The 16,003-nt window shown below is 48.8% G+C and carries 15 protein-coding genes and 1 pseudogene; 7 read left to right on the top strand and 9 right to left on the bottom strand.

All coding sequences use genetic code 11. The features are described from left to right. Positions 1-182 (top strand): annotated as a pseudogene (locus ACN0TT_RS07350) (phage integrase N-terminal SAM-like domain-containing protein); the annotation flags it as partial. 121 nt (positions 183-303) lie between these two features. On the opposite strand, the gene ACN0TT_RS07355 reads toward ACN0TT_RS07350, so the two are convergent. The 3 genes from ACN0TT_RS07355 to ACN0TT_RS07365 form a co-directional block, all read right to left on the bottom strand. Continuing rightward, positions 304-2,433, bottom strand: coding sequence for a S9 family peptidase (locus ACN0TT_RS07355; RefSeq protein WP_417761499.1), 2,130 nt, complete (start codon positions 2,431-2,433; stop codon positions 304-306). Positions 2,434-2,498: 65 nt separating this feature from the next. Further along, the gene (locus ACN0TT_RS07360; protein WP_417761500.1) at positions 2,499-4,907 is read right to left on the bottom strand and encodes a TonB-dependent receptor; all 2,409 of its coding nucleotides are present in this window, start codon (positions 4,905-4,907) and stop codon (positions 2,499-2,501) included. Positions 4,908-5,295: 388 nt separating this feature from the next. Beyond that, positions 5,296-6,579 (bottom strand): alpha/beta fold hydrolase, encoded by a 1,284-nt coding sequence (locus ACN0TT_RS07365; RefSeq protein ID WP_417761501.1) that lies wholly within the window; start codon positions 6,577-6,579, stop codon positions 5,296-5,298. A gap of 181 nt (positions 6,580-6,760) precedes the next feature. On the opposite strand from ACN0TT_RS07365, the gene ACN0TT_RS07370 reads away from it, so the two are divergent. The 6 genes from ACN0TT_RS07370 to ACN0TT_RS07395 all read left to right on the top strand — a co-directional run bounded on the left by ACN0TT_RS07370 (position 6,761) and on the right by ACN0TT_RS07395 (position 9,557). After that, positions 6,761-7,408: an MBL fold metallo-hydrolase gene (locus tag ACN0TT_RS07370; protein WP_417761502.1), complete on the top strand. Its 648-nt coding sequence runs from the start codon at positions 6,761-6,763 to the stop codon at positions 7,406-7,408. A gap of 78 nt (positions 7,409-7,486) precedes the next feature. Beyond that, entirely contained in the window at positions 7,487-8,239 is a 753-nt protein-coding gene (locus ACN0TT_RS07375; RefSeq protein WP_417761503.1) for an alpha/beta hydrolase, read from the top strand. A 19-nt stretch (positions 8,240-8,258) separates the two neighbouring features. Further along, a complete protein-coding gene (locus tag ACN0TT_RS07380; protein WP_417761504.1) occupies positions 8,259-8,660 on the top strand; it encodes a GFA family protein in 402 nt (133 codons plus the stop codon). A 123-nt stretch (positions 8,661-8,783) separates the two neighbouring features. After that, positions 8,784-9,134: an AAA family ATPase gene (locus ACN0TT_RS07385; RefSeq protein ID WP_417761505.1), complete on the top strand. Its 351-nt coding sequence runs from the start codon at positions 8,784-8,786 to the stop codon at positions 9,132-9,134. Further along, a complete protein-coding gene (locus ACN0TT_RS07390; RefSeq protein WP_417761506.1) occupies positions 9,134-9,265 on the top strand; it encodes a hypothetical protein in 132 nt (43 codons plus the stop codon). Before ACN0TT_RS07385 ends, ACN0TT_RS07390 begins: the two co-directional genes overlap by 1 nt. Before the next feature lie 58 nt (positions 9,266-9,323). Beyond that, positions 9,324-9,557, top strand: coding sequence for a hypothetical protein (locus ACN0TT_RS07395; RefSeq protein ID WP_417761507.1), 234 nt, complete (start codon positions 9,324-9,326; stop codon positions 9,555-9,557). Positions 9,558-9,730: 173 nt separating this feature from the next. On the opposite strand, the gene pstB is transcribed toward ACN0TT_RS07395, so the two are convergent. From pstB to ACN0TT_RS07425, 6 genes are all read right to left on the bottom strand, one after another. Further along, positions 9,731-10,543 carry a phosphate ABC transporter ATP-binding protein PstB gene (gene pstB / locus ACN0TT_RS07400; RefSeq protein ID WP_417761508.1) on the bottom strand — a complete coding sequence of 271 codons (813 nt, stop codon included), beginning with the start codon at positions 10,541-10,543 and terminating at the stop codon, positions 9,731-9,733. After that, on the bottom strand, positions 10,543-11,373 hold the full coding sequence (gene pstA, locus ACN0TT_RS07405; protein ID WP_417761509.1) for a phosphate ABC transporter permease PstA: 831 nt from the start codon (positions 11,371-11,373) through the stop codon (positions 10,543-10,545). The genes pstB and pstA overlap by 1 nt, the downstream gene beginning before the upstream one ends. After that, complete coding sequence (pstC, locus tag ACN0TT_RS07410) at positions 11,370-12,305, bottom strand: phosphate ABC transporter permease subunit PstC (RefSeq protein ID WP_417761510.1); 936 nt, start codon at positions 12,303-12,305, stop codon at positions 11,370-11,372. Before pstC ends, pstA begins: the two co-directional genes overlap by 4 nt. 69 nt (positions 12,306-12,374) lie before the next feature. Continuing rightward, the gene (pstS, locus tag ACN0TT_RS07415) at positions 12,375-13,418 is read right to left on the bottom strand and encodes a phosphate ABC transporter substrate-binding protein PstS (RefSeq protein WP_417761511.1); all 1,044 of its coding nucleotides are present in this window, start codon (positions 13,416-13,418) and stop codon (positions 12,375-12,377) included. A gap of 269 nt (positions 13,419-13,687) precedes the next feature. Beyond that, positions 13,688-14,185, bottom strand: coding sequence for an acetolactate synthase small subunit (gene ilvN / locus ACN0TT_RS07420; RefSeq protein WP_238895062.1), 498 nt, complete (start codon positions 14,183-14,185; stop codon positions 13,688-13,690). Beyond that, a complete protein-coding gene (locus tag ACN0TT_RS07425) occupies positions 14,185-15,906 on the bottom strand; it encodes an acetolactate synthase 3 large subunit (RefSeq protein WP_417761512.1) in 1,722 nt (573 codons plus the stop codon). Before ACN0TT_RS07425 ends, ilvN begins: the two co-directional genes overlap by 1 nt. Positions 15,907-16,003: the final 97 nt, after the last annotated feature.

Consider the following 16,003-nt stretch of genomic DNA (forward strand, 5'->3'; position numbering starts at 1 on the left):
ACAAGCGTCACCCTGAAACAATGGGAACGGAAGAGGTCGCACAATTTTTAACCTTCCTTGCCAACCAACGAAATGTGGCTATCAACACTCAAAAAATTGCACTTAACGCGTTAGCCTATTTGTATCAGAAGCATTTGCACCATGAGCTTGGGGATTTGGGTTTTTGCTATGCCACTAAACAATGAATAGCCACTGTTTTACTCTGCATGAGTATTTATTGAGTAGTTATGTCTCCACAGTCAACCAGCAAAAAGGCGCATCACTGTGGATGCGCCAACACTTCTGAAAGGTGGTTAAAAACGCTTACTTTTGGTTTAGCAGTTTAAGGAAGAAGGCGTATTCCAATGCGGTTTCATGCAGCGCGTTAAAGCGTCCGGATGCACCACCATGGCCAGATTCCATATCGGTTTTGAACAATAGCAAGTGATCATCGGTTTTGTAATCACGCAGCTTAGCAACCCATTTAGCAGGTTCGTAATACTGTACTTGTGAGTCAAACAAACCGCTGGTGACTAGCAGGTTAGGGTAGGCTTGTTTCTTCACGTTGTCGTATGGGGCATACGACAGCATGTAGTCGTAATACTTAGGCTGTGACGGATTACCCCATTCGTCGTACTCGTTGGTGGTCAGCGGGATTGATTCATCCAGCATGGTGGTGACGACATCAACAAACGGTACATGCGCGGCCACGCCATTGTAGAGTTCCGGTGCTTGGTTAATTACCGCACCCATTAACAAACCACCGGCGCTGCCGCCAACGGCAAACACTTTATCTTTAGCGCCGTAGCCTTGAGCAACCAAGCTTTTGGTCACATCAACGAAGTCGTTAAAGGTGTTCTTTTTGTTGAGTTTCTTGCCATCTTCATACCAGCCGCGACCTTTCATTTGCGAACCACGAATATGTGCTAGCACGTAGACAAAACCGCGATCTAGCAAGCTCACCAATTCAGGTTTGAAGGTGGGGTCGATGTTGATGCCGTAAGAGCCGTAGCCGTATTGATACAGTGGGGCAGTGCCATCCAGCTTAGTATCTTTGCGATAAACCAAGGTGACTGGCACTTGGGCACCGTCACGTGCTTTAACAAAAATCCGTTTAGACAGGTATTTGCTGGCATCGAAATCACCCAATACTTGTTGCTGTTTCAGTTGGGTGAGTTTTAGGGTTTTTAAGTCCACATCGTAATCTATGGTCGGCGTGGTGAAGCTGCTGTATTTCAGGCGTAATGCGCTGTTATCTAGCTCTTTGTTACCGTATAGATGCAGTGAATAGGCTTCGCCATCAAAGGCGACTTCGCGCTGGCTACCGTCGTTAAGCGATACCACTGTGATGTGTGATTGCGCGCCTTTGCGGCTTTCATACACTAAATATTCATCAAACAGTTCAAATGCTTGAATTTGCGAATGTTCACTGCCGGGGATCACTTCTTGCCAGTTGGCTTTATCACCAAGGTGATTGGCGGCTACTTTCATGATGCGTGAATTTTTCGCGCCCAAGTTGGTGAGAATGTAGAAATCGTCACCATGCTTTTGCACTTCATACATGAGTTGCGGATCACGCGCAGTAAAAGCGATCGGTTTAGCGTGTGGATTGTTGGCATCCAGCAGATGCACCCCAGTTGCTTCGGTAGCGCGGTGCGAAATGTAGATGGTCGACTTATCTTTGCTCTTGGTCAGATAGGTGTAATAGGACAGATCTTGCTCTTCATACACCAGCTCGTCAGCTGATTGCGGCTGGCCGAGGACATGGCGATAAACTTGGTAACCTAACAAAGTGGTTGGGTTTTTCTTGATGTAATACAGGGTTTGGTTGTCGTTGCCCCAGACAATATCGCCTTTGATATTCACCAATTCGTCAGGCAGGGCTTTACCGCTACTCAAATCGATAATTTTAGCGGTGTATAAGCGGCGGCTGACGGTATCGGCGGTGTAGGCCAGCAGTTGCTCATTGGGGCTTGGTTCAACATTTGATAAGTAAAAAAATGCGTGGCCTTTAGCAAGTTGGTTAATGTCTAACACGGTTTGCTTATCTTTGCCGTCTAGCGTGGTGCTGCGCACGTAGATGGGGTATTCATTGTCTCCCACCATTTCACTGGCGTAGAAATAATGGCCGGATTTAATCGGCAGTGAGCTATCGTTTTGCGGAATACGCGACTTCATCTCATCAAACAGCTGGCTTTGTAACGCCTTGGTATCGGCCATTTTGGCATCAGCGTAGGCATTGTTGGCGTTGAGATAGTTCAGCATCTCAGGATTTTTACGCGTGTCATCCCGCAGCCAATAGTAATCATCAATGCGTTTATGGCCGTTGGTAACCAGTTCGTGTGGGACTTTTTTGGCAACGGGTGCCGATACCGACTCTGCGGCGTAGGCGGAGTAGGATAGCCCCGCGATGGCGCTGATAATGGCAGCGCTAAGGTAATGTGCAGGTTTCATAAATATCGCTTCTTCAAAAATAGGAGCAGAGGGCATTGCTGCCCTCTGAATAGCGCAAGAATCGCTTAATAGAACATGTAATCTAAGCGGATGGTGAAGCTACGGCCTTCTAGATAGTTCACGTTCAGTGGTGACAAGGTATCGTCTTCGTCGCGTAGCATGGCGCGGCGATAGGTGGTCACTTCACGGTCAAATAGGTTGTTCACGTGCAGGCTTAGGTTGAGGTTTTCGTTCAACTCCATACGGCCTGACAGATTGACATAACCATAAGCCGGAGAAATATCTTCATCACGGGCGGCGAAGTGGCTCTTGAAGCTGCCATAGAATGAATAATCCATACGCACATTGGCGTGACGGTTAAACAATTCAACACCTTGATCCAGCGCCAGATACCCATTGTATTTAGGTACCATGGTCATATCGTCGCCTTTGTGAGCGGAGATAGTTGCGTTGTCTTCGGTGACTTCCGCGTTGGTATACGATGCGTTGAAGAGCATCTTCAGGTCGTCAGTTAACCAAGCGGTAGACTCCAGTTCCAAACCACGAGAGCGTGCTTGACCACCGTTTGCGGTGTAAGAGAAACCACACGTTTCCATATACACGCTGGTTTTCATGTCGGTCCAATCGATCTGATAGGCCGCCGCGGCGATGTCAACTTTGCCGCCGAATAGGCGCGATTTAACACCCACTTCATAGTTTTTGATTTGGTCAGAGGTGTAACGGTCTTTATGGTTGACGGCACTTGGGTCATCGCCACACAAACTTGGCAGCGGGCCATTGTTGCCCCCCGGACGATAGCCTTCAGAGTACAAGCTGTAGACTGAGAGATCGTTGTTTGGTCGCCATGACACACTGAATTTGTAGCGATTACCTGATTCTTTACCATTGGTTTCGCTGGAGCCTGTTCCCCACATACCAAGTTGCGCGTAGCTGGTGTGGTCGCGTAAATCAAAGCGACGAACACCGGCGTTGAGTTCTAAATCGCCGTAGCTGCCCAGATCAAACAGGTATGAGGTATCGGCAAAGAACGCTAATTCACGGGAGGAATCGTCATAGTAGGTCAGGTTCCACATCAGTGTTGGATCGTTCCAGTTATCTAAGCCGATTTGACGGCCATCCGCGCCGTACATCGCCAGAAATAGCGCTGAATCAATGTCGCTGCCGCTGAAGAATTCATCTTGCGCGTGTGGCGAATAGGGGGTGGTGGATTTGTCGTAGTAGGCACCAACCGTCCAAGACCAGCGGCTGCTAGTATCGTAGTTTTGCAGACGCAACTGGTGAGTTTGGCGTTTGTCCTTGGTGTCGTTGATGATCCAATCGTCCATCATGTTATAGAAATCGAGAAACGCGAAATCATCTAGCGAATCACTTTTGGTTTGGCGATAAGACCCTGCATAGCTCAAGGTGGCAATGCCAAATAGATCGTCATGATCGATGTTCAGCGTGTAGATATCGGTTTTATCTTTGCTCCATGCGTCCATACGTTGCCAAACTTGGTAGCGACTGGGCACGCTGTTGTTGGCATCGCCGTGGCAGGCCGCACGGTTGGCGTTTGGATCACAATCTACGGTAAAAATATCAATATCATAACCATAAGGCGCCGCCGCATTTTGCGTGGCCGAGTAATCGTAATAGTAGCCTGGGGTGGCGAGATCACCGGTAGAGGTGCCGCGGCTTTTTTCCTCAATGTAGGTGTAGCCAGCCACAATATTCAGCTCTGGTGTGGCCTGCCAACGTAGTTTGCTGCGCAGCAAAGTATCATTGCTATCCGCTTGCTGGCCGGTGCTCATGTTGACCATCTGGCCTTGCTCAGTGCCTCGGTTGTAATTCACCCGCAGTGCCAGCTTGTCATTCACCAACGGAATATTTACGCCCATGGAGTAATTGCTGTTGGTGCCATCAACATGTTGCTCTTTACCTGCTTGTAATGAGCCGAACAGTTCAAAGTCTGTCAGTTGTGGCTGTTTGGTGATGATTCTTACTGTGCCACCAATAGCATTAGAACCGTAAAGCGTACCTTGCGGGCCGCGTAAGACTTCAATTCGGTCGATGTCGGTCAGGTTGGTGTAGTTGAACGGCACATCATCCACAAAGGTGGATGTGGTATCTGGTGCGGCATCGTTACCGCCACTTAAACCACGTAAAATCAATTGGTTGCCTGGCATTGCTGCGCCAGCTAGGGTGCGATACAAGTCTTCGGCGTAGGTAATGTCACGGTCTGCTAATTCGGCGGCCGATACGGCAGAGACTGACATAGGGACTTCAAGCAAGGTTTCAGCTTTGCGGCGCGCCGTGACAGTGATTTTTTCAATATCGCCCGAGCTGCCTTCAATGGCTGAACGTTCGATGGTGGATGTTTGTTGCTCAGCAGGTTCCGCTGCATGAGCAAAGAGTGCGGGGGCAAGACCTAGTGTCGATACTAGCGACATATGCAGTAGGCTGAGTTTAAACCCTTGGGGGCGGGATAACTTCATACAACTTCCTCAATGCAATTTTCTTATTATGAATTTTGTATACTTTATTTGATGTTGTTCATCAGCGTACATAAAGCCTTAACAAAGTCGCTGCGTCAATCGGGAAAATCTTTACAAAGTGTGTAATTTAAAGGTTACAAATTAACGTGAGGTTGACGTGGGTAACAATATTGCTGATTTTTTGGCTAAAAAACTTATGGGTGTCAACCACATTAACCCTGTTTGAGCGCGCTATGTTGGCAATGGGGGGTGTTTGGCATGAAATGGGAATGAATAAAACTAATCCTTGCTTATGGGGTAGCAACAAGGAGGAATGCCATGTGGAGAAGGCTGTTTTTGGGGGCGCGGACAGCGGGACGGGCGCGTGTCCCGCTGAAGACACGGTGGATTAACGCAGTTTGTTACCGCTAATCAACGCTAGCAATTTATCGACAATGTGTTCACCGTCCATCCGCAGGCCATTATGCTCATATTCTGAGGTGACCCAAGTTCGTAGATTCGGCACTAACGCAGCGGTTTCTTCGCTAAATTGGCGCTCCACGTACATGTCATTGCTATAGACTGCTGCCGCGACTGACACGGTATTTTGTTGCAGTTTTTCGATGTCATACAGCATCGGCCAATCAGTTTTGGCAGCTAGTTTTTCTGCCGCTGCTTGCAGGGGTTTTAGCCATGCAATCTGCTCAAACATCCACGGGAACACCATTTCGCCGGTAAATAAAATCGCTTCGGCATCGCTAGCAAATTCCGGAAGTGTGTGGCGCACGCGGTGTGCCGCCCAAGCGGACGCTTGCTGCTGGCAATAAATCGACTCGTGCAAAATCGCGTAAATGGGGTTGGTGTGGTAGCTGAGCATCTGGTTGAACTGCGCCAAAAACAGTGGGTTCAAGGTTTGGCCGCTCGGTGTCTCTATCAGCGCTTGTTCCAGCAGGTAATAGACCGACTCTGCGCCTTGCTCCATGCCCAGATTGATGCCGATTAATTGCAGCATTTCTACGGTGAGTTTATCGCCGTTGGCTAAGGTTACATCGTGTTGGCGTAGGTAGGTTACCAAGTTATCGGTGAGCTGGCGGGCGTCACTAAAACGGCTGAAAAAGTCGTTATTTTTTTGTAAAGTACGTTTAAAGGTCGCTTGGTAAACCTCATCAGCGCTGCGGCTCACGCTGGGTATACCGCCAGTGATCAGTGCGGCGCGCAGTCCCTCTGGTGCCGCGCTTAAATAACGTAAAATGCAGAAACCTCCAAAGCTTTGGCCCAACACTGTCCACGGTGTATCCGGAGACAGCTGCGCGCGAATCGCTTCCGCATCACGCACGATATTATCGGCACGAAAATGACTGAGATACTCTGCTTGTTGGGCGCTATCAAGGTGCGCCAAGCTGGCATAACTGATTGGTGAGGAGAGTCCTGTACCGCGCTGGTCGAGCAATAGCACACGATAGTCTTTTAGTATGCGCTTCAACCAGCCACTGTTGGCCGCTGGACGCAGAGCACCAAAGCCGGGACCACCTTGGAAAAATACCAAAAATGGCAGTTCCGCTGCACCTGCTTGCAGGCCGCGCATCTGACGGGCAAATACTTGGATAGTGGTGCCGGGCTGTTGATAGTTAAGCGGTAGTTCAAAAAAGTGTTTTAAGGTTACCGCGCCTTCAATAGGGTTAAGTGCTGTCATGGTTATCTTTTTCGTGCAGCGTACAGAGTGGCGCCATACTACTTGATTTTGTGAATTGGCGGCAGCCATTGGCGATTCGTTGGGCAGATATTTACCGTAAAAGGCGGTAGACTGCTGCCATTACTCGGCAGTTAAGATGTTGATTACTGCTAATTAGTCTCAGTAAAGTGAGCTTTGACCTATGAAATTTCAGATTATTCCTGTCACGCCGTTTCAACAGAATTGCAGCCTGATCTGGTGTGAGCAAACCCGTAAAGCCGCAGTGGTTGACCCAGGTGGTGATATTGACCGTATTCAAACGGCCATTGCTGAGCATGGTTTAACCTTAGATAAAATTTTGCTGACCCATGGCCATATTGACCATGTCGGTGGTGCCGCAGTGTTAGCAAAAGCGACTGGCGTGGCGATTATTGGCCCGCATGAAGCCGATAGCTTTTGGCTGGAAAATCTGCCAATGCAGAGCCAGAAGTTTGGCTTTCCATCGGTTGATAAATTTGTACCGGCACAGTTCTTAGATGATGGTGACACCGTTGAGCTTGGCAATATCAAGCTGCAAGTGCTGCATTGTCCCGGCCATACGCCCGGCCATATCGTGTTTGTTGATACTGCCGCCAATATGGCGTGGGTGGGTGATGTGCTGTTCCGTGGGTCGATTGGTCGTACTGATTTCCCCGGCTCTGATCATCAAGCCTTGCTGGACTCTATTCGTACAAAATTGTGGCCTCTGGGCGAGCAGGTTGAATTTGTGCCGGGTCATGGCCCAATGTCGAACTTTGGCGATGAACGCCAGCACAACCCGTTTGTGGCTGACAAATTGTTTGAGGTGTAAACGTTATTTTGTCGAGGTATTTGCCTGAAAGGTATAGATATCTGGTAGATACTTTGTTGCAACAGACCAAGGACTCAAGTGAAATATTTATTCGAGCTTGTCGTGGTTTACCTGTGTTTGCTCCACACCGCTGATGCGAAAATCATTGAAGATGCAGCGCGTCAGCGACAAATTCCTGTGGAGATCTCTGCGCCCATGCATCAAGAGGCTTGTACCGCTAAGCATCAATGCCCAGTTGCTTTAGTCAGCTCTGGTTATGGCATGGGTCACACTCAATATACCTTTGCCACGGATGCATTAAATAAACTGGGGTATTTAACGGTTGCGATTGCTCATGAGCTGCCGCTAGACCCTCCGCTGTCTGTTACGGGGAACCTTTATCAAACGCGCAGTGAGAATTGGCGCCGTGGTGCAGCAACCTTGGCGTTCATTCGGACGGCGCTTAAGGAGCAATACCCCAATTATGATTTTGACTCACTACTGTTGTTTGGTCATTCCAATGGCGGTGATATTTCCGCGTGGCTTGCCAATGAAGGCAAACCGTATATCAAAACTGTGATAACGCTGGATAACCGCCGTGTGCCATTGCCGAGAAGTGAAACTATTGGTGTGTTGTCGATTCGCGGCAGCGATTTTCCCGCTGATGCTGGCGTATTGCCAACGACGGCCGAGCAAACACAATTTGGCAGTTGTGTAGTGCAACTTCCTGCTGCACGCCATAACGATATGGCGGACAGCGGCCCACCACAATTGAGGGACAGCATGGCGATGTTAATCACCGAGTATCTAGGCGGTGCGACATGTTCTACCTTGAGGAAACAAGCGCACTAAACAACAAGGAGATCTTCAAGTGACAATCACACACCGTGGTGCTTGTTTGTGTGGCAGCGTGACGTATGAACTCTGTGGCGAATTTCAATCCTTTTACCTTTGTCATTGTCATCACTGCCAAAAAGACACGGGGAGTGCTCATGCTGCTAATCTGTTCGCGAATGGACAATTAACGTGGTTGTCTGGTGAGTGGGATGTCAAAATCTACCAACATGCCAATTCATGTCATGTAAAAAGTTTCTGTCATCACTGCGGTTCGGCCGTACCGACGACAGTTAACGGTTGGGTGATGGTACCAGCAGGTAGTTTAGATTCAGCCGTTGATATCGCACCTACCGCCAAGATTTTTATGGCGAGTGCCGCTGATTGGTCTAAGTGTTTGGCCGACGTTGCAAGTTATGCTGATAATGCGACGGGTTAGTGGGGTTGTGACACATCACGTCGTGTGATTGAGGCAAGGCTTATGATGCGTGGTGTTGGCTTTCTTGATAAAAACCGCCATCAATCTCAATGGTTTTTGTAAGATGTAGTGCAAAGGAGTGGTATGAAAAACAAGGGAAAACTGTTCTTTTTCTGTGGTAAGATGGGCGCTGGTAAGTCAACAATATCTCAAGTAATTGCCGCTGAAAATAATGCGGTGCTTATCTCTGAGGATGAGTGGTTAGCGGCGCACTTTCCCGCGCAAATCACTGCATTCGATGATTACTTAAAGTACGCCAAGCTCATCAAACCGTTTGTGAGAAAACACGTACAAGCGGTGCTCAATGTCGGCACGAATGTGGTGATGGATTTTCCTGCTAATACCACGGAACAACGCGCTTGGTTTCTCTCGTTATGCCGTGATATTCATTGCGAGCACCAGTTGTTGTATCTCTCACCGATGCACAGTGCTTAGTGCAGATTGCTAAACGGCGTTTGGCACAACCAGAGCGTGCCAATTTTGATACCGAAGCGGTGTTCCACCAAGTTAGCCAATATTTTGAAGCGCCCACAGCCAGTGAAGGCTTAAATATAGTCATTCGTTGATGAGTAACCACACTGATTGTTACCCCAAAATCTTTACCCGCTTGTTTCAAGGACTGATATGAATCCCACTAATCCAGAAGATGAATTGGCTCAAGGCCGTATGGCACTGTGGTTAACGCCAGACGATATCGCTTTTTTGAGTAATGAGTGGCGCAAGATCCCTGATAACGTCGATGATGAAACTAAAGAGCGCTGGGCGCGGATTGCGTTTCGTGCCGCATCGGCGCTGCATAAAGCGGGTGTCACGTATGAACCTGAATTTCCAAAAGAAGATCAAAAATATCGGCGGTAATCAACAAAATCGTTCCCATCGTCGACACTGTTCATGACGCGTGATGTAACGCTTGAGCCATACGGCTTTTTCATCGCGCAATAAAAAGGGGCATGAGTTTCAAACTCATGCCCCTTTTACTGAGTAGGGTTTTAGCTTTTAGTGTGTAGTTATGCGGTTAATCTTTTAACGAATTAACCGAAAGTACCTTTGACATAATCTTTGGTGCGTTGATTACGCGGTTGGTTGAATACTTGCTCAGTTTCACCAAACTCGATCAACTCGCCCAAGTACATAAACGCGGTGTAGTCCGAGATGCGCGCAGCTTGCTGCATGTTGTGGGTCACAATCACGATGGTGTAATCGCGGCGCAACTCAGTAATCAGCTTTTCGATACCTTGGGTGGCGATCGGGTCGAGTGCCGATGTTGGTTCATCCATCAAAATCACATCGGGTTTCAGTGCGATAGTGCGGGCGATACACAAACGTTGTTGCTGGCCGCCTGACAAACCAGAGGCGTCGGTGTGCAGTTTGTCTTTCACTTCATCCCACAACTGCGCTTTTTCCAACGCTTCTTTAACGCGGTGTTCCATCTCTTTGCGTGACAGACGTTCGTACAACTTGATACCAAAGGCGATGTTATCGTAAATCGTCATCGGGAACGGTGTTGGCTTTTGGAACACCATGCCGATTTTGGCACGTAGGTCGTTAAGGTCAACGCGGCGGTCGAGCACTTTGATGTCAGCACCTAAGGTCACATCGCCTTCGGCATATTGACCTGGGTACAGCTCATAAATGCGGTTTAAACAACGCAGCAGGGTCGATTTACCACAACCTGACGGGCCGATCATGGCGGTCACGCGGTTTTCATAGACCGGCATAGTAACATCGAAAAGTACCCGTTTATCTTTGCCATAAAAGAAGTTTAGGTCTTTGATATCCATGCGCTTTACCAACGCTTGCGACAGTGGTTGTTGGTAATCTTTCAATTGGGCTACCTGACTCATCAGGACCTCCGCTTTTTCAATTGTGGTAATGCACGTGACATTACGTTTAATAACAGAATCGCCATGGTGATAAGCAGTGCGCCGGACCAAGCCAGTTGGTTCCAAGATTCATAAGGGCTCATGGCGTATTGATAGATGGTGACCGGTAAATTGGCCATGGGCTCATTAGGATTTACCGACATAAAACTTGAGTTCAGCGCCGTGAACAGCAATGGGGCGGTTTCACCACTGATACGGGCGATAGACAGCAAAATGCCGGTGACAATACCGGTGCCTACCGCGCGATAGCTCAGTTGCAGGGTGACGCGCCATTTTGGCGTACCGAGGCCTGCTCCTGCTTCACGCAACTGTACTGGCACCAGCTTGAGCATCTCTTCGGTGGTACTGATAATCACAGGCAACGCGATAATCGCCAAGGCGATAGCGCCCGCCCAGCCGGAGAAGTGGCCAGTGGTTACCACCACGATTTCGTAGACAAACAAGCCAATCAAAATCGATGGGGCACTCATCAACATGCCGTTAAGAAAACGGATGCTGTCAGCCGTTTTGGAGTTTTGTCCATACTCGGCCAACCAAGTCCCTGCCAAAATGCCAATCGGTGTGGCGATTAGAATGCCGATGCCGGTCATAATCACACTGCCGACAATGGCGTTAAGCAGGCCACCTTCGCCGCCTGGGCCTGGGGTGACTTCGGTAAACAAGGCCAGATTCATTCCCGCGAGTCCCTTTTGAAACAGGGTGAACAGGATCAAAATCAAAATCCCTAGGCCGATGCCCGTAGATACCAAGCAAGCTAATTTGAATAACTGGTTTTTAAATTTGCGGATCATTTAGCTTTCCTCCGCAGCATTACTCGAGCGGTGCCCATGACCACAAAAGTAATCATAAACAGGACTAAGCCAAGGCCGATGAGGGCAGAGATGTGCATATCGCCGGTGGCTTCGTTAAATTGGTTAGCAATTGATGCCGAGATTGATGTGGCTGGCATAAACAGGCTGGCATCAATGCTTTGTGCGCCACCGATAACGAAGGTAATTGCCATGGTTTCGCCCAGTGCACGTCCCAATGCCAAAATCAGCGCGCCGAAGATCGGCCCTTTAATCGCTGGCAGCAGCACTTTTACAATCACTTCAAATTGGGTGGCACCGATACCGTAAGTCGCTTCACGCAGCACTTTAGGCACTGTAGACAGCGCTTCTTTAATCAGTGATGTCAGGATTGGCAGAATCATAAATGCCAGAATGATGCCGGAGGTTAACAAACCCACGCCCATTGGCGGGCCGGTAAAAATGGTGCCGAGCACTGGCACATCTGAGAGGTGTTCGCTGGCCCAAATTTGGAAGCCATCAGAGAACCAAGGGGCAAACACGAATAAGCCCCACATGCCGTAGATGATCGATGGTACGGCCGCGAGCAGCTCAATGGCGATAAACAGCGGTTTAGAAATCGCCGCCGGACACAGCTCAGACAGGAAAATTGCTACCCCGATGCCGACAGGTAGGGCAAGGGCAACGGCGATAATCGAAGAAACAACCGTGCCGTAAAGTGCGTTTAATGCACCAAACTCTTCGGTGACTGGGTTCCAGTCGGTGCTGGTAAAAAACGACAACCCAAATTTGGCGAGGGCAGGGTATGCGCCCATCACCAGTGACAGCATGATGCAGAACATTAGTACTGAAATCAGTCCGGCGCTGATAAAACAAGCGCGGCGGAACAGGGTGTCACCTTGCCAAGGAAAATCCACTATTGAAATTGCTCTCATAAATCTCAACTTTTCAGAAATGGCTTAGCCCTCACACAGCTGCGTGAGGGCTAGTGTCATTACAGTGGCTTAGTAAACTGCTTTGCCATCTGCCTTGATATCGCTGTGCCACATGGTTTCAACCATGTTTACAACGTTGTCTGGCATCGGGATGTATTCCAACTCAGCCGCTAAGTCATCACCGTTGGCATAAGACCATTCGAAGAACTTCAGCACGTCTTTGGCTGTTGTCGCGTTCGCTTGTTCTTTATGCATCAGGATGAAAGTTGCTGCAGTCATTGGCCATGAATCCGCACCAGGTTGGTCGTTCAGAATCAGTTTGAAGCCAGGAGCATTCGCCCAGTCAGCGTTAGCCGCTGCTGCTTGGAACGCTGCCATGGTTGGCTGTACAAAGTGACCGTCTCTGTTTTTCAGCTGGGTGTAAGCGAGGTCGTTAGTTTTTGCGTAAGCAAATTCAACATAACCGATAGCGCCTTTGGTGCGTTTAACAAAGTTAGCCACACCAGCGTTACCTTTACCGCCTAGTTGGTTAGCCGCTTTTGGCCACGCCACTTCTTTACCTACACCGATGCTTGATTTCCAATCGCCACTTACGCGAGTCAGATAGTCGGTGAAGTTATAGGTAGTACCTGAACCGTCTGAGCGGTGAACGGTATAGATTGGGGTTTTAGGCAGTTTCACGCCTTCGTTCAAGGCTGCAATGGCTTTGTCATCCCAGCTTTTTACTTTACCTAAGTAGATATCTGCCAGTACTTCACCTGACAGTTTCAGCTCACCTGCTTTAACGCCTGGCAGGTTAACTACCGCAACGATTGAACCCATTACGGCTGGGAACTGTACCAGACCTTGCTTGTCTAGGTCTTGTTTGCTGAGTGGTGCATCAGATGCACCGAAATCAACCGTTTTTGCGATAATTTGCTTGATACCGCCGCCAGAACCGATTGCTTGATAGTTCAGTTTGACGCCAGTTTCTTTGTTATACTGCTCTGCCCATTTTGCATAAACAGGGTATGGGAAGGTAGCACCAGCACCGTTGATTACTGTGTCAGCGAATGCTGAAGTTGAACAAACGATGGCACATCCAAACAGCGCACCCTTAAGCAAGTTATTCATATATCAATCCTAAAATTTGACATTCTTGTCGTTGGTTAGTTGACGCGAAGCAGTTTGTCACCGTTAAATGACAGCTATGTGACAGCGCTGCGTAATAACGCGGAAATTACGACGTTTTGGCTGGTTTTTAAGTTGAAAGTAGCTAGGCTGAAATAGTTAACTTGCTGTTATGTAATGGAAATAAAATAAGGCGCCGAGTGGCGCCTTAGTAATATGACATGTTTGTGACAGTGATAAATAGCCGCATAATGCTGCTATTTATGGGGCAATTAGGCTTTCATCGCCTTATCTCCACGGGCTAAACCCACTACGCCAGAGCGCGAGACTTCGATGACTTTAGTCACTTCGGCCATTGCGGCGATGAATGAATCGAGCTTTTCAGAGGTGCCCGCCAGCTGGATGGTATATAAGCTGGAGGTGACATCAACGATCTGACCGCGGAAGATATCCGCCATGCGTTTAACCTCTTCACGCATATCGCCAACCGCACGCACTTTAATCATGGCTAACTCACGTTCGATGTAGGCTGATTCAGTGATGTTCGATACCTTGAGCACATCAATTAACTTGTGCAGTTGCTTCTCAATCTGTTCCAGAATCGACTCATCGGCAAACACCGTTACGGTCAGGCGCGACAGCGTGGCATCATCAGTGGGCGCTACATTGAGCGTGTCAATGTTGTAGCCACGCTGTGAGAACAAGCCAATCACACGTGATAAAGCGCCGGGTTGGTTTTCCATCAGTACAGAAATAATTCGGCGTTTCATCAGCATTTCTCCTTTTTGCTCAACCACATATCGCTCATTGAGCCGCCACGGATCTGCATCGGGTAGACGTGCTCAGTTTCATCAACGCTGATATCAACAAATACCAGACGATCTTCCATTGCCAAGGCTTCCGCCAGTTTGCTTTCCAGCTCATCGGGATGCGTAATCGCAATGCCCACATGGCCGTATGCTTCAGCAATTTTGGCAAAGTTTGGCACTGAGTCCATGTAGGACTGGGAGTGACGGCCAGCGTAAATGATGTCCTGCCACTGTTTCACCATACCAAGGAAGCGGTTGTTCAAGTTGATGATTTTAACTGGTACACCGTATTGCAATGCGGTTGATAGCTCTTGGATATTCATCTGAATCGAGCCGTCACCGGTGACACACACCACGGTTTCGTCGGGCAGTGCCATCTTAACGCCCATGGCGGCAGGTAAGCCAAAGCCCATGGTGCCCAGACCACCTGAGTTAATCCAACGGCGTGGTTTATCGAACGGATAATACAGGGCTGCAAACATCTGGTGTTGACCTACGTCTGACGCCACGTAAGCATCACCTTTGGTCAATTTATACAGAGTTTCAATCACTTGTTGTGGTTTGATGCGCTCGGCCGATTTCTCATAGTTCAAGCATTGGCGCTCACGCCATTGGCTGATCTGCTGCCACCATTGCTCAATTGCTGCGGTGTCTTGTTCGCCTTCAGCACCGTCATCCAGCAACTCCAACATATCAGCCAATACATTTTCTGCTGAGCCCACGATCGGAATATCGGCGTGCACGGTTTTGGAGATTGACGCGGGGTCGATGTCGATATGCACCACAGTGGCATTCGGGCAATATTTAGCGACATTGTTGGTGGTACGGTCGTCAAAACGCACACCGATACCGAAAATTAAATCACAGTTATGCATGGCCATATTGGCTTCATACAAACCGTGCATGCCCAACATGCCTAAATTGTTATGGTGGGTACCAGGGAAGGCGCCTAAACCCATCAGCGTATTCACCACCGGCAGATTTAAGCGCTCTGCTAATTTGGTTAGACGTTCACTGGCTTCAGAAATAACTGCACCACCACCGACATATAGCACAGGTTTTTTGGCTTGCAGCAGCGCTTGTAAACCGCGGCGAACTTGGCCTTTATGGCCAGATACCGTTGGGTTGTACGAACGCATTTTGATCTTTTTCGGATATTCATATTCGTACAGCAGCGCTGGGTTTAAGCAATCTTTGGGCAGGTCGACCACTACCGGGCCTGGTCGACCGGTAGAAGCGATATAAAATGCTTTCTTGATGATGCTAGGGATTTCGCGGGGGTCGGTCACTAAGAAGCTGTGCTTTACCACAGGACGTGAAATACCGATCATGTCGCATTCTTGGAAAGCATCGTTACCAATCAAGTTACTTGGCACTTGGCCTGATAACACCACCATGGGAATGGAGTCCATGTACGCGGTAGCAATACCAGTAATGGCATTGGTTGCACCGGGGCCAGAGGTCACCAGCACCACGCCAACATTACCCGTGGCACGTGCATAGCCATCGGCCATGTGCACTGCTGCTTGTTCGTGGCGTACCAAAATATGTTCGATTTGTTTTTTTTCGTGTAGCGCGTCGTAGATATCTAGAACAGAGCCACCGGGGTAGCCGAAAATGTGTTTAACGCCTTCGTCGATCAACGAGCGGACGATCATGCTGGCGCCAGAAAGCATCTCCATTTGTCATTCCTCAATAAGATACCGTTACGGTAAACAGTAACTTTTACAGCGACGGTAATCGCTAATAAATAGAGTGAAGAGGGTACTCTTCACCACC

The organism is Shewanella sp. (assembly GCF_048265805.1).
Lineage (GTDB): Bacteria > Pseudomonadota > Gammaproteobacteria > Enterobacterales > Shewanellaceae > Shewanella.